This window comes from Microbacterium sp. K35 (assembly GCF_004794375.1).
Classification (GTDB): Bacteria; Actinomycetota; Actinomycetes; order Actinomycetales; family Microbacteriaceae; genus Microbacterium; species Microbacterium sufflavum.
Genome location: NZ_SSDM01000267.1, coordinates 1 through 12353, shown reverse-complemented (window position 1 = coordinate 12353; position 12353 = coordinate 1). Strand labels below are relative to the sequence as shown.

The window sequence follows — 12353 nt, the reverse complement described above, 5'->3', positions numbered from 1 at the left end:
GCTTCGGGGCGCGCGTCCCAGTCCGCGACCCCCGCGGTCACCCCCACCCGCGCACCCGCACAGATCGCGGCACCCACGCGCGCCGCGACACCGACACCGACCTCGGCACCGGTACCGGCCTCGGCCTCGGCCTCGGCCTCGGCAACGGAACCGAACGCGATACCGACACCGACACAGGCACCGACACAGGCCCAGGCACAGGCACCGACACCGACACCGACACCGACACCGGCACCGACACCGACACCGACACCGGCACCGACACCGACACAGGCACAGATGCCGGCTGTGGCGCCCACCCCCACCAGCACTCCGGCAGAGATCATGACCCCCGCCCCCGCATCCGCATCCGCCCAGTCCCCCGAACCCGTCGCGTCCCCTGCCCACGCATCCGCATCCGCATCCGCCCGGTCCCCCGAACCCGCCGAGTCCCGCGCCGCCGGATCCGCCGACGCGTCCGCGCAGAACGCATCTGCGCACACCGCATCGTCCGGGCGAAGCCGCCGTCGCTCGCCGCAGCGCGAGACCACGACCCGCCCGTCCTTCCTCACCGAGGAGCTTCCGGCCGAGCCCGCCCGGATGGGGTTCCGCGGCGCCCTCAACCGCATCGGCATGGACTTCGGTCCCGGCTCCGTCGAGGAGGCGTTCCGCCGCGACGAGGCCGCTGTGAGTCGCCAGTGGTCCGGGCCGCGCACGATCGCGATCGTGAACAGCAAGGGCGGCGCGGGGAAGACACCCACCACAGCGCTTCTCGCCGCGGTGTTCGCCCGGTTCGGGGGTGCGGGCGTGCTCGCCTGGGACAACCACCAGACGCGCGGGACCCTTGGCTGGCGCACGGAATCGGCATCACACCGCAACACCCTGCGGGAGATGCTCTCCGACAGCAGCCGCCTGATCAGCCCGGGCGCCCAAGCCGCTGACCTGGCGGACTACGTTCATCACCAGCCGCGCGACCGTTTCGACGTCCTCCGCTCGCAGCCGCCACGCCTGGCACACGACGATCGCCTGGGCCCGGCCGAGGTCGACGTGCTGCACACGGTGGCCTCCCGGTTCTACCGACTCATCTTCGTCGACTCGGGCAACGATGAGACCGACCCGCTGTGGCGCCGGATGATCGACCACACGGATCAGCTCGTGGTCGCGACCACCTCCCGCGGAGACCACGCCGAGGCCGGGGCCCTCCTGCTCGAAGCCCTCGCCGAACGCGACGAGCGCTCGGCTCACCTCGTCGAGCAGGCGGTCGTGATCGTCTCGCAGGCCGATCCCCACGCGACACCGACCGAGATCGGCGCGGTGTCCGACGGGTACCGCTCGCTCTGCCGAGAGGTGCATGCGATCCCGTTCGATCGGGAGATGGTCGACGGCCCGCTGCGCTACACCGCCCTCGCCGGACGGACGCAGCGAGCGTGGCTGTCGGCGGCGGCCGCCGTCGCCAGAGGGCTCTGACGCCGAACGGCCGGACCGGCCGCGTGCGACAGCCCCCGGCTCACGGGCTCAGAGGCTGGTGACCCAGTTGCGCAGCAGCTGGATGCCCGCCTCGCCCGACTTCTCCGGGTGGAACTGCGTCGCCGACAGCGGTCCGTTCTCCACGGCCGCCAGGAAGGGATCGCCGTAGGTGGCCCAGGTCAGCACCGGCTGGGGGAACGGCGGGATCACGTCGAGCTCCCACGACTGCGCCGCGTAGGAGTGCACGAAGTAGAACCGCTCCTCCTCGATGCCGCGGAACAGCACCGTGTCCTCGCCGGGGTCGACCGTGTTCCAGCCCATGTGCGGCAGCACGGGAGCGTTGAGCTCGGTGACCGCGCCCGGCCACTCCCCCAGGCCCGCGGTGTCGTGGCCGCGCTCGACCCCGTGCTCGAACAGCACCTGCATGCCGACGCAGATGCCCAGCACGGGGCGACCGCCCGCGAGACGCCGCCCGATAATCTCGTCGCCCCCGTGCGCGTGCAGCGCATCACGCACGGCCTGGAACGCCCCGACCCCCGGCACGACGAAGCCGTCGGCCTCGAGCGCCTCACTGCGGTCGCGCGTGAGCACCGCGTCGGCACCCGCGGCCACGAGCGCCTTGACCGCGGAGTGCACGTTGCCGGACTCGTAGTCGAAGACCGCGACGCGGGGTGCCGCGCTCACAGGGCCCCCTTGGTGGACGGGATGCCGTCGACGAGCGGGTCGAGCGCCTTCGCCTGACGGAACGCGCGCGCGAAGGCCTTGTACTCCGCCTCGGCGATGTGGTGCGGGTCACGGCCGCCGATCACGCGCACGTGCACCGTCAGCGCCGCGTTGAACGCGATGGCCTCGAAGGAGTGGCGCACGAGCGAGCCCGTGAAGTGCCCGCCGATGAGGTGCTGCTCGAAACCGACGGGCTCGCCCTCGTGCACGAGGTACGGACGACCGGAGATGTCGACGACGGCCTGCGCCAGCGCCTCGTCGAGCGGCACGAGCGCATCGCCGTAGCGGGAGATGCCCGCCTTGTCGCCCAGCGCCTCCAGGATGGCCTGACCCAGCACGATCGAGACGTCTTCCACCGTGTGGTGTGCGTCGATGTGCGTGTCACCGGAGGCGCGGACGGTGAGATCGGTCAGCGAGTGCTTCGCGAACGCCGTCAGCATGTGGTCGAAGAACGGCACGGAGGTGTCGATGCGGCTCACCCCGGTCCCGTCGAGGTTCAACTCCAGCTCGACGGTCGACTCCGACGTGCTGCGCACACGACGCGCGGTGCGGGCGGGGTTCGCGGGGGTGGTCATGATGCCGATCCTATCGAGGCCAGGGCGTCCAGGAACGCGGTCGTCTCGGCCTCGGTGCCCGCGCTGACGCGGAGGTGGCCGGGGATGCCGACGTCGCGCACGAGCACGCCGCGGTCGTACAACTGCCGCCACGTGGCCTGCGGGTCGGCCACGCCACCGAACAGCACGAAGTTCGACCAGGACTCGTGCGGCGTGTACCCCAGTGCCTCCAGCGTCGCTGTGATGCGGTCGCGCTGCTCGACGATCTCCTCGACCATGCCGAGCATCACGTCGGCGTTACGCAGCGCCGCCACCGCCGCGGCCTGCGTGAGCGCGCTCAGGTGATACGGCAGCCGCACGAGGCGGAGCGCGTCGATGAACGCGGGGTCTGCGGCCAGGTAGCCGACTCGCGCTCCGGCGAACGCGAAGGCCTTGCTCATGGTGCGCGACACAGCGAGCCGCGGACGGCCGTCGAGGAGCGTGAGCGCGGACGGCGCGTCGTGCGGTGCGAACTCCTGATACGCCTCGTCGACGATCACCACGCCGCGCGCGGCCTCGTAGACCGCCGCGACGACGTCGAGCCCGAGCGGCGTACCGGTGGGGTTGTTGGGCGAGCACAGGATCACCACGTCGGGGTCGGCGGCGCGCACCTGTTCCGCGGCTTCCTCCGGCGTGATCGAGTAGTCGGGGTGCCGGGTGCCGGCGACCCATGACGCACCCGTGCCCTGCGCGATCAGCGGATACATCGAGTAGGTCGGAGCGAAGCCGAACGCCGTCCGCCCCGGTCCGCCGAACGCCTGCAGGATGTGCTGCAGCACCTCGTTCGAGCCGTTGCCCGCCCAGATCTGCTCGGCCGTGAGCCCGTGACCGAGGTAGTCCGCGAACGCCTCCCGCAGCGTGGTGAACTCCCGGTCGGGATAGCGGTTGACGTCGCGGATCGCCACGGCGATGTCGTCGAGGATGTCGCTGGCGACCTCGTCAGGAACGGGATGCGTGTTCTCGTTGACGTTGAGGGCGATCGGGAGCGGTGCCTGCGGTGCGCCGTACGGAGTGAGTCCGCGCAGATCGTCGCGCAGCGGGAGATCGTTGAGGGAGAGGGTCACCCTATCCATGTTAAGAGGACGAGGCGGCACCGACGGCCATGCGTCACTCCGCGTACTGCGCCGGGATCGCGAGCTCCTGACCGATCTGGATCTCTCCGCCGCGGAGCAGGTTCATGCGGCTGATGTCGCCGATCACGTCGCGCGGGTCGGCCTCGGGAGCGATCGAGCCGGCGATCGACCAGAGGGTGTCACCGGGCATGACCGTGATGGTCTCGACGGCGGCCACGGGCTTGTCGGCACCGGAGGCGATGGCGCTGCCGCCGCTGATCGCCGCGAAGGCGATGCCGACGGCGAGCGGGACGGACGCGACCGCGAGCAGCACACCGCGACCGCGAGCCGTGAGCCGGAGCCGCGTGGCCGGACGGGCCGTGGCGGAGATCGCGGTCGCGGTGCTGAGGCTGATGGTGCTCATGTCTGCTCCTTCACTGTCCCGGCGCCGCGAGGGCCCGGGGAGGTTGGCGTAGCGTTCGCATCCGCGACTCGGCCGGGAGCCGTGAATGCGAAGCTACGTTCCGAAGATATCTTCGAGTTCGAACATCTGTCAAGCTGTCTTCGAAACCCGGTCCACGAATCGTCCGACACGCTCGAACAGATCTTCCAGATCGGCGCGATTCTCGGATACGGTTTCGACAAGGACACCCCACCACGGGCCACCGACATTCGAAGAGCGACGTCGGATCTCACGCACTGAAGGAGCATCATGAGCGAGACCACAGCCCCGGAGTCGGAGGCGCCGCGGACCCGCCGTCGCAAGAGCCTCAGCCCCAAGCAGATGGCGATCCTGGAGGTCATCCAGGCCGCCATCGCCCAGAACGGCTACCCGCCGAGCATGCGCGAGATCGGCGACGCCGTGGGGCTCAAGTCGCTCTCCAGCGTCACGCACCAGCTCGGCCAGCTGGAGCTGAGCGGCTACCTGCGTCGAGACCCGGGCAAGACGCGGGCCATGGAGGTGCTGATCGACCTGCCCGGCACCGGCTCCGGCGCCGAGAACCCGGCCGATGTCACGACTCCCGTCGGCGACGCCGCGCTCGTGCCCCTCGTCGGCCGCATCGCCGCCGGCGTGCCCATCACCGCGGACCAGCAGGTCGAGGAGATCTTCCCGCTCCCGCGGCAGCTCGTCGGCAAGGGCGACCTGTTCATGCTCAAGGTCTCCGGCGAGTCGATGATCGACGCCGCCATCTGCGACGGCGACTGGGTCGTCGTCCGCTCGCAGCACGACGCCGAGAACGGCGAGATCGTCGCGGCGATGCTCGATGGCGAGGCCACCGTCAAGGTGCTCCGTCGCCGCGATGGACACACGTGGCTGCTGCCGCGGAACACCGCCTTCGAGCCCATCCTCGGCGACGAGGCCGTGGTGCTCGGCAAGGTCGTCGCGGTGCTGCGAGCCGTCTGACCCGGACACGACGAAGGCCCTCCCCGATCGCACGGAGAGGGCCTTCGTCACATGATCAGACCGAGGCGCCCACCTCGGCGCGCACGCGGCGCGTGGCCTCGACGATGTTCCGCAGCGACGCGGTGGTCTCCTCGTAGCCGCGGGTCTTGAGGCCGCAGTCCGGGTTGACCCAGAGCTGCCGCGTGGGGATCTCCTCCACGGCGCGACGCAGCAGGGACTCCACCTCCTCCACCGCGGGAACCCGCGGGGAGTGGATGTCGTAGACGCCGGGGCCGATGCCGTGGTCGAACCCGGCCTCGGCGATGTCCGCGACGACCTCCATCCGGCTGCGGGCGGCCTCGATGGACGTGACGTCGGCGTCCAGCGCGCGGATCGCGTCGATCACGACACCGAACTCCGAGTAGCAGAGGTGCGTGTGCACCTGCGTGCCCGGTGCTGCCCCACCGGTCGCCAGACGGAACGACGCCACCGACCAGTCCAGGTAGGACGGCTGATCGGCCTTCTTCAGCGGCAGCAGCTCGCGCAGGGCCGGCTCGTCGACCTGGATCACGGCGATGCCCGCCGCCTCGAGGTCGGCGATCTCCTCGCGCAGCGCCAGGGCGACCTGGTTCGCGGTCTCCCCCAGCGGCTGGTCGTCGCGCACGAACGACCACGCGAGGATCGTCACCGGCCCCGTGAGCATGCCCTTGAGGTGCTTCGCGGTGAGCGACTGCGCGTATCCGGACCAGTCGACCGTGATCGGTGCCGGCCGGGAGACGTCGCCCCACAGGATCGACGGGCGTGTGGCGCGGGAGCCGTACGACTGCACCCACCCGTGCTCCGTGACCGCGAAGCCGTCGAGGTTCTCGGCGAAGTACTGCACCATGTCGTTGCGCTCCGGCTCCCCGTGCACCAGCACGTCGAGTCCGAGGTCCTCCTGCAGCGACACGACCGCGGCGATCTCCCGGCGCAGGAAGTCGTCGTAGTCGTCGCGGGGGATCTCACCGCGCGTGAACCGTGCCCGTGCGCGACGGATGTCGGCGGTCTGCGGGAACGACCCGATCGTCGTCAGGGGCAGGACCGGGAGGCCGAGGGCCTCCTGCGCACTCTCCCGCTCCTCATAGGACACCCGCGAGAAGTCGGCGTCGACGAGCGCCCGCTCGCGCACCGCGCCGTCGCGCACGCCCGGCGCGTCCAGCCGGTCGCGCAGGGCCGCCGAGGCCTCGTCGAGCTCGGCGGCGATCGCCTCGGGACCCTGCGACAGCCCGCGGGCCAGAACGCCGACCTGCTGCACCTTCTGATCGGCGAACGCCAGCCACGACACCAGGCGGGGGTCGAGCGAGGTCTCGTCGGCGACGTCGTGCGGCACGTGCAGCAGCGAGGTCGAGGTGGAGGCCGACACGGCCGCGGCCCCCAGGTCGCGCAGACGCTCGAGCGTGGCGAACGCTGCGGCCAGGTCGCCCCGCCAGATGTTGTGCCCGTCGATCACGCCGCCGACGAGCGTCTTGTCCGCGAGACCCTCCGCCGCGGACGGCACAGCGCCACGGACCAGGTCGACCGCGATCGCCTCGACGGGCGCGGCCGCGAGGACCGGGAACACGGCGTCGAGCGCCGCGTACGGGGCGGCGACGAGGATCGACGGACGGTCCTCCGCTCCCCCGAGCACGGCGAGTGCACGTTCGGCCGCGGTCGCCAGGGCGGCGGTGTCGGCGGGGAGCGACTCGCTCACGAGCGCCGGCTCGTCGAGCTGCACCCAGGTCGCTCCCGCGGCCCGGAGGCGGGCGAGCAGCTCCCGGTACACGGGGAGCACGTCGTCCAGGCGCGACAGCGGATCGAAGCCCTCGGGGGCGTCGTCCGAGGCCTTCGCGAGCGCCAGCAGGGTGACCGGGCCGACCACGACCGGGCGCGTGGTGAAGCCTGCGGCAGCGGCCTCTGCGACCTCGCGCACGAGCCGGTCGCTGGACAGCGAGAACACCGTCTCCGGACCGATCTCCGGCACGAGGTAGTGGTAGTTCGAGTCGAACCACTTCGTCATCTCCAGCGGCGCGCGCTCCCCCTCGCCCCGCGCGATCGTGAAGTACGCCGGGAGGCCGACCGTGCCGTCGGCGGCGCGCAGGTGCTCGAAGCGCGAGGGGATCGCGCCCACGGTCACCGCGGCGTCGAGCACCTGGTCATAGAACGAGAAGGACTCCGGGATCGCGGAGTCGTCCCGGCCGAGGCCGAGCGCGGCGAGCCGCTCTCGGGTGGCGGCGCGCAGCTCGGCGGCCGTGCGCTCCAGCTCCTGCTCGTCGATGCGGCCCGCCCAGAACGCCTCCACGGCCTTCTTGAGCTCGCGGCGACGGCCGATGCGGGGGTAGCCGAGGATGGTTCCCTCGGGGAATGCGGTCATGGTGTTTCCTTTCGGCGGGGGTCTAACGGCGCAGAGCCGGGAGGATGCCGGCTTCGGCGAGGACGGTGAGGACGGTCTCGTGCTGGTTGAAGGCGTAGAGGTGCACGCCGGGGGCGCCGCCGGCCACGACCTGCGCGGCCAGGCGCGCGGCCCAGGCGATGCCGATCTCGCGGCGCCCCTCGGCGGTCGGCTCCACGTCGAGGGCGATGGAGAGCTCTCCGGGCAGCTCCTCTCCCGTGAGCTCCAGCACGCGGGAGAGCCGGGCGGGCGAGGTGATGGGCATGATGCCGGGCAGGATCGGGATGGTCACCCCGGCCGCGCGGGCACGCTCCACGAAGGCCAGGTAGTCGTCGGCGTGGAAGAACAGCTGCGTGATCGCGAACGTCGCACCGGCGGCCTGCTTCGCGAGCAGGGCCTCCACGTCCTGCGTGCGGTGGGTCGCCCGCGGGTGGCCCTTCGGGAACGCGGCCACCGCGATGTTCACCCTCCGCCGCGGCGCGACCCGGGCGGCACCGGGGATCCCGGGAACCGGCGACTCCTCGTACGGCGCACGCTCGGCCTGCACGCGGTCGATCAGCTGGACGAGCTGGGCCGCGCTCTCCAGGTCGCCGAGGAAGTCCTCGGTCTGCCCGGCGGGCGGGTCGCCCCGCAGGGCGAGGAAGCTGAGGATCCCCGCGTCGAGGAACTCGCGGATGAGCGCGGTCGCCCCGGCGTAGGTGTTGCCGACGCACGTGAGATGAGCGAGGGGCTCGACGTCGGTGTGGGTGCGGATGAAGCGCAGCACGTCGAGCGAGCGCCCCCCGGTGGAGCCGCCGGCACCGTAGGTCACCGACAGGAACTCCGGACCGGCTGCGGCCAGGCGCACGACGGTCTCGTGCAGCGCCTCCTCGCTCGACGCGTTGCGCGGAGGGTAGAGCTCGAAGGAGAACGGCACGCGGGCGGTGCCGGTGGTGTCGATCTCGGTGGACATCTTCACTCCTGGGGACAGGGGGCCGGGGCGCGCGGACGGCACGGGAGGCGTGTCGTTCGCGGGCGGGTGCCGGGCTCGGCTGTCGCTCCACGCCCTGGACGAACCGGGCGTTTCCAGCAACCTAGAACAGCCCCGCGCGGGGCCGCACGTGTGTGACGCCGTGTGTCGGTCCGCCTAGGCTCGAGGCATGTCGTCGCTGCCCTTCGGTTCCTGGCCCTCCCCCTTCACCGCCGCGTCTGTCGCGACCTCCGCACCGCGCATCGACGGCGCCCGGTTCGCCGGGTCGGAGATCTGGTGGGGCGAGTCCGTGCCGGCCGAAGCCGGACGCGTGACCGTACGCAGCTCCTCCGGCGCCGAGATCCTGCCGGCTCCGTGGAGCGCGCGGTCGCGCGTGCACGAGTACGGCGGCGGGGCGTGGACGGCCGGCGACGGTGCGCTGTTCTTCGTCTCGGGCGCCGATCAGCGCGTGCATCGCCTCGTCCCCGGGGGCCAGCCCGAGCCGCTCACGCCCGCCGGTGCGTCGTACGGCGGACTCCGACTGCAGAGCGGACGACTGCTGGCCGTGCGCGAAGACCTCCGTCCGGACCCGCACCGGCGCGGCATCGTCGAGATCCCGGTGGACGGCTCCGCGGCCGAGGACGACGGCGCGCTCCGGGTGATCGCGGAGGGCACGGGCTTCTTCGCGCACCCGGCGCTGTCGCCCGACGGCACGCGGGTGGCCTGGGTCGAGTGGCACGAGCGGACGATGCCGTGGGACGAGGCGCAGCTCGCGATCGCGTCGCTCGCCGACGGCGAGGTCGTGCGCATCGCGTCGTCCGCCGCCCTGCAGCCGGAGTGGCTCGACGACGCCGCGCTCGTGTACGCCGACGACGCGTCCGGGCGCTGGCAGGTGCAGCGCCTTCACGTCGACGGCGTGACACCCGCAGCCGCACCGGTCGCCCTGACCGGGACCGACGCCGACACCGGCTACGGCCTGTGGGTGCTGGGCAACCGGTGGTTCCAGCCGCTGGCGGACGGACGCATGATCGCCGCGCGCACGAACGGCCGCGACGAGGTGCACGTGCTCCCGGCGGACGGCACGACGAGCACCGCGCTGGACCTCCCCGCCGACGGGCACGTGAGCGTGGACGACGTGTCCGGCTCCCGCGTGCTGCTCAGCGGCAACAGCTCGGGCACCACGCCCGGGGTGTGGTGCGTCGACCTCGACTCGGGCCGCGTGGAGGCCGTGGCGGGCGGGGTCCCGTCCGATCCGGAGTGGATGCCCGGCGCGCAGCCGATCGTGGTGGACGGCGCGCACGGCTCGGTGCACGCGTTCGCCTACCCGCCCGCGAACCCCGCGCACACCGCGGCTCCCGGCGAGCTTCCGCCGTACATCGTGTTCGTCCACGGAGGACCGACCGCGCATGTGACGGGGGCCGCGTCGTCCGAGGTCGCGTTCTTCACGAGCCGCGGCATCGGCGTGCTCGACGTGAACTACGGCGGCTCCACCGGCTACGGCCGCGCCTACCGCGACCGCCTCGTCGGGCAGTGGGGTGTGGTCGACGTGGACGACGTGGTCGCCGCCGCGCGAGGCCTGGCCGATGCGGGGCTCGCCGACCCCGCGCGCATCGCGATCCGCGGAGGTTCGGCCGGCGGCTGGACCGTTCTGTCGGCGCTGGTGCGGGGCGGGACCTTCGCGGCGGGCATCAGCCGCTACGGTGTGGCGGACCTGCGCCTGCTGGCCGCCGAGACGCACGACTTCGAGGCGCCGTACCTCGACGGTCTGGTCGGGCGGCTGCCGGAGGACGAGCACGTGTACGTCGAGCGTTCACCCCTCACGCACGCCGACCGGATCGACGTGCCCGTGCTGCTGCTCCAGGGCGGCGAGGACCGCGTGGTGCCGCCGTCGCAGTCCGAGGCGATCCGCAACGCCCTCGCCGCGAACGGCATCGAGCACGAGTACGCGCTGTATCCCGCCGAGGGGCACGGCTTCCGCAGCGCGGAGAACATCGTGGACGCGCTGCAGCGCGAGCTCGCGTTCCTCGGCCGCGTGTTCGGCTTCACCCCGGCGCCCTGACGGCGCGGGCTACTCGCCGACGCGGTTGCGCAGGCGCATGGCCCGCTCGGCCTCGCGCGTGTCCTGCCGCTCGCGCAGCGTCTGCCTCTTGTCGTACTCGCGCTTGCCCTTGGCGAGGGCGATCTCGACCTTGGCCCTGCCGTCGGAGAAGTAGAGCTTCAGCGGGATCAGGGTGTAGCCGCCGGCCGAGACCGCGTGGGAGAGCTTGGCGATCTCCTCACGGTGCAGCAGCAGCTTGCGGATGCGCTTGGCGGAGTGGTTGGTCCAGTGCCCCTGCGAGTACTCCGGGATGTGCACGGCGTCGAGGAACACCTCGTTGCCCTTGACGAACGCGTATCCGTCGCTGAGGTTCGCGCGCCCCTGACGGAGTGACTTGACCTCGGTGCCGGTGAGCACCATTCCCGCCTCGTACGACTTCTCGATGGTGTAGTCGTGACGCGCGCGACGATTGGTCGCGACGACCTTCTCCCCGCGTTCCCTGGGCATGATGCTCTCCTGTTGCCGTGACGAGCTCGACCGAGGATCCGGCCGAGCAGCCTTTCAGGGTATCAGGTGCGCAGCCAGCGACGGATCGCGAAGCCGGCCGACAGCGCCGCCAGCACGACGCCGATCCCCACCAGCACGGGCACCACGAGGAACGCGTCGTTCATGGTGACCCAGGTCGTGATGAACGGGACCCGCCCGCGCAGGTAGCCGTTGACGCCGAAGTGCACCCCGGCGACGACGGCCGCGCACGCGAGCGCCGAGCCGAGGAAGGCCGCGAAGACGCCCTCCAGCACGAACGGCGTCTGGATGAACCGGTTGGACGCGCCCACCAGGCGCATGATCCCGATCTCCTTGCGTCTCGCGTAGGCCGATAGCCGGATGGTCGTCCCGATCAGGAGGGTCGCGGCGATCAGCATCAGCACGGCGATCCCGACCGCGATGTAGGTCGCGACGGTGAGCGCGGAGAACAGCGGCTCGAGGTACTGCAACTGATCCTGCACCTGCTCCACGCCCGCCTGTCCGCTGAACGCCTCGGCGAGCACCTGCGACTGCCCCGGATCCTTCATCGTCACGAAGAACACCTCGAACGCCTGGTCGGGCGTGAGCACGCTCGCCTGCTCCTCACCCACCTGCTCGACGAGCTTGGCGTACGTCTCCTCTTTGGTGTCGAACGTCATGGAGCTGATCAGCGGCGCCAGCGCGTCGCCCTCGAGCTGGGCGCGCACCGCGGCGACCTGCTCCTCGCTGGCGGCGCCGTCGACGCAGGTGTCCGACTCCGACACCGCCGAGCACATGTACACCGCCACCTGGGCACGCTCGGCCCAATAGCCCCGCATCACGCCGATCTGGGACTGCATGAGGATCGCCGCGCCCACGAAGGTCAGCGACACGAACGTCACCAGCACGACGGAGATGACCATCGAGATGTTGCGACGGAGACCCACGAGGGCCTCGGTCAGGATCAGGCCGATTCTCATGAGGTCGGGCCCACTTCCTCGTCGTCCTGGTCGGAGAGGCCGAGACGGTCGGCCACGCCGAGCTCGGCGACGTCGACCTCCGGCAGCACGATCGGGTGTGTGCGAGGGGTGGCCGGACGCTCGACCGGAGCCTTCTCCGCGGCCGGGGTACGCTCCGCCTCATCCGGCGGTTCCACCACTCCGCGACGCGGCGGCTCGGGCGGCTCGACCACCTGCGGCTCACGTTCCGGCTGCGGGGCCGCGGCTGCGGCGGCGCAGCCGAGATCGGAAGAGCGTC

12 protein-coding genes and 1 pseudogene are annotated in these 12353 nt (G+C 71.7%); 3 read left to right on the top strand and 10 right to left on the bottom strand.

Annotated features, from left to right (window positions below):
- A partial coding sequence (locus tag DW299_RS19390; protein WP_205814368.1) for a hypothetical protein occupies window positions 1-299 on the bottom strand: 299 nt, incomplete at its 3' end.
- 280 nt (window positions 300-579) lie between these two features.
- Between DW299_RS19390 and DW299_RS10160 the strand changes: the two genes are divergently transcribed.
- Window positions 580-1446: a MinD/ParA family ATP-binding protein gene (locus tag DW299_RS10160; RefSeq protein WP_240745374.1), complete on the top strand. Its 867-nt coding sequence runs from the start codon at window positions 580-582 to the stop codon at window positions 1444-1446.
- A 48-nt stretch (window positions 1447-1494) separates the two neighbouring features.
- Here the strand turns inward: DW299_RS10160 and hisH are convergent, their stop codons facing one another.
- From hisH to DW299_RS10140, 4 genes are read right to left on the bottom strand one after another with little or no spacing between them, the layout of a single operon-like run.
- A complete protein-coding gene (gene hisH / locus DW299_RS10155) occupies window positions 1495-2130 on the bottom strand; it encodes an imidazole glycerol phosphate synthase subunit HisH (protein ID WP_136034296.1) in 636 nt (211 codons plus the stop codon).
- Window positions 2127-2744: an imidazoleglycerol-phosphate dehydratase HisB gene (hisB, locus tag DW299_RS10150; protein ID WP_136036511.1), complete on the bottom strand. Its 618-nt coding sequence runs from the start codon at window positions 2742-2744 to the stop codon at window positions 2127-2129. Before hisB ends, hisH begins: the two co-directional genes overlap by 4 nt.
- Complete coding sequence (locus DW299_RS10145) at window positions 2741-3835, bottom strand: histidinol-phosphate transaminase (RefSeq protein WP_205814367.1); 1095 nt, start codon at window positions 3833-3835, stop codon at window positions 2741-2743. Before DW299_RS10145 ends, hisB begins: the two co-directional genes overlap by 4 nt.
- 34 nt (window positions 3836-3869) lie before the next feature.
- Window positions 3870-4238 carry a LysM peptidoglycan-binding domain-containing protein gene (locus DW299_RS10140; protein ID WP_136034301.1) on the bottom strand — a complete coding sequence of 123 codons (369 nt, stop codon included), beginning with the start codon at window positions 4236-4238 and terminating at the stop codon, window positions 3870-3872.
- 288 nt (window positions 4239-4526) lie between these two features.
- On the opposite strand from DW299_RS10140, the gene lexA reads away from it, so the two are divergent.
- Window positions 4527-5219, top strand: coding sequence for a transcriptional repressor LexA (gene lexA, locus DW299_RS10135; RefSeq protein WP_136034303.1), 693 nt, complete (start codon window positions 4527-4529; stop codon window positions 5217-5219).
- Between the two features lie 55 nt (window positions 5220-5274).
- Here the strand turns inward: lexA and metE are convergent, their stop codons facing one another.
- Window positions 5275-7587, bottom strand: a complete 2313-nt coding sequence (metE, locus tag DW299_RS10130; protein ID WP_136036509.1) for a 5-methyltetrahydropteroyltriglutamate--homocysteine S-methyltransferase — start codon at window positions 7585-7587, stop codon at window positions 5275-5277.
- Between the two features lie 22 nt (window positions 7588-7609).
- Window positions 7610-8557 carry a methylenetetrahydrofolate reductase gene (locus DW299_RS10125; protein ID WP_136036508.1) on the bottom strand — a complete coding sequence of 316 codons (948 nt, stop codon included), beginning with the start codon at window positions 8555-8557 and terminating at the stop codon, window positions 7610-7612.
- Window positions 8558-8744: 187 nt separating this feature from the next.
- On the opposite strand from DW299_RS10125, the gene DW299_RS10120 reads away from it, so the two are divergent.
- Entirely contained in the window at window positions 8745-10613 is a 1869-nt protein-coding gene (locus DW299_RS10120; RefSeq protein ID WP_136036507.1) for a S9 family peptidase, read from the top strand.
- 9 nt (window positions 10614-10622) lie between these two features.
- Here DW299_RS10120 and smpB read toward each other — a convergent pair whose 3' ends face one another.
- The 3 genes and pseudogenes from smpB to DW299_RS19505 form a co-directional block, all read right to left on the bottom strand.
- Window positions 10623-11099, bottom strand: coding sequence for an SsrA-binding protein SmpB (gene smpB, locus DW299_RS10115; RefSeq protein WP_136034311.1), 477 nt, complete (start codon window positions 11097-11099; stop codon window positions 10623-10625).
- Between the two features lie 62 nt (window positions 11100-11161).
- The gene (gene ftsX / locus DW299_RS10110; protein WP_136034313.1) at window positions 11162-12076 is read right to left on the bottom strand and encodes a permease-like cell division protein FtsX; all 915 of its coding nucleotides are present in this window, start codon (window positions 12074-12076) and stop codon (window positions 11162-11164) included.
- Window positions 12073-12353, bottom strand: a pseudogene (locus DW299_RS19505) (cell division ATP-binding protein FtsE); the annotation flags it as partial. The gene ftsX and the pseudogene DW299_RS19505, both read right to left, overlap by 4 nt.

Coding starts and splice junctions, on each gene's coding strand:
- DW299_RS10160 (WP_240745374.1), top strand. CDS start 580: ATGGGGTTCCGCGGCGCCCTCAACCGCATCGGCATGGACTTCGGTCCC.
- hisB (WP_136036511.1), bottom strand. CDS start 2,744: ATGACCACCCCCGCGAACCCCGCCCGCACCGCGCGTCGTGTGCGCAGC.
- DW299_RS10145 (WP_205814367.1), bottom strand. CDS start 3,835: ATGGATAGGGTGACCCTCTCCCTCAACGATCTCCCGCTGCGCGACGAT.
- DW299_RS10140 (WP_136034301.1), bottom strand. CDS start 4,238: ATGAGCACCATCAGCCTCAGCACCGCGACCGCGATCTCCGCCACGGCC.
- lexA (WP_136034303.1), top strand. CDS start 4,527: ATGAGCGAGACCACAGCCCCGGAGTCGGAGGCGCCGCGGACCCGCCGT.
- metE (WP_136036509.1), bottom strand. CDS start 7,587: ATGACCGCATTCCCCGAGGGAACCATCCTCGGCTACCCCCGCATCGGC.
- DW299_RS10125 (WP_136036508.1), bottom strand. CDS start 8,557: ATGTCCACCGAGATCGACACCACCGGCACCGCCCGCGTGCCGTTCTCC.
- DW299_RS10120 (WP_136036507.1), top strand. CDS start 8,745: ATGTCGTCGCTGCCCTTCGGTTCCTGGCCCTCCCCCTTCACCGCCGCG.
- smpB (WP_136034311.1), bottom strand. CDS start 11,099: ATGCCCAGGGAACGCGGGGAGAAGGTCGTCGCGACCAATCGTCGCGCG.
- ftsX (WP_136034313.1), bottom strand. CDS start 12,076: ATGAGAATCGGCCTGATCCTGACCGAGGCCCTCGTGGGTCTCCGTCGC.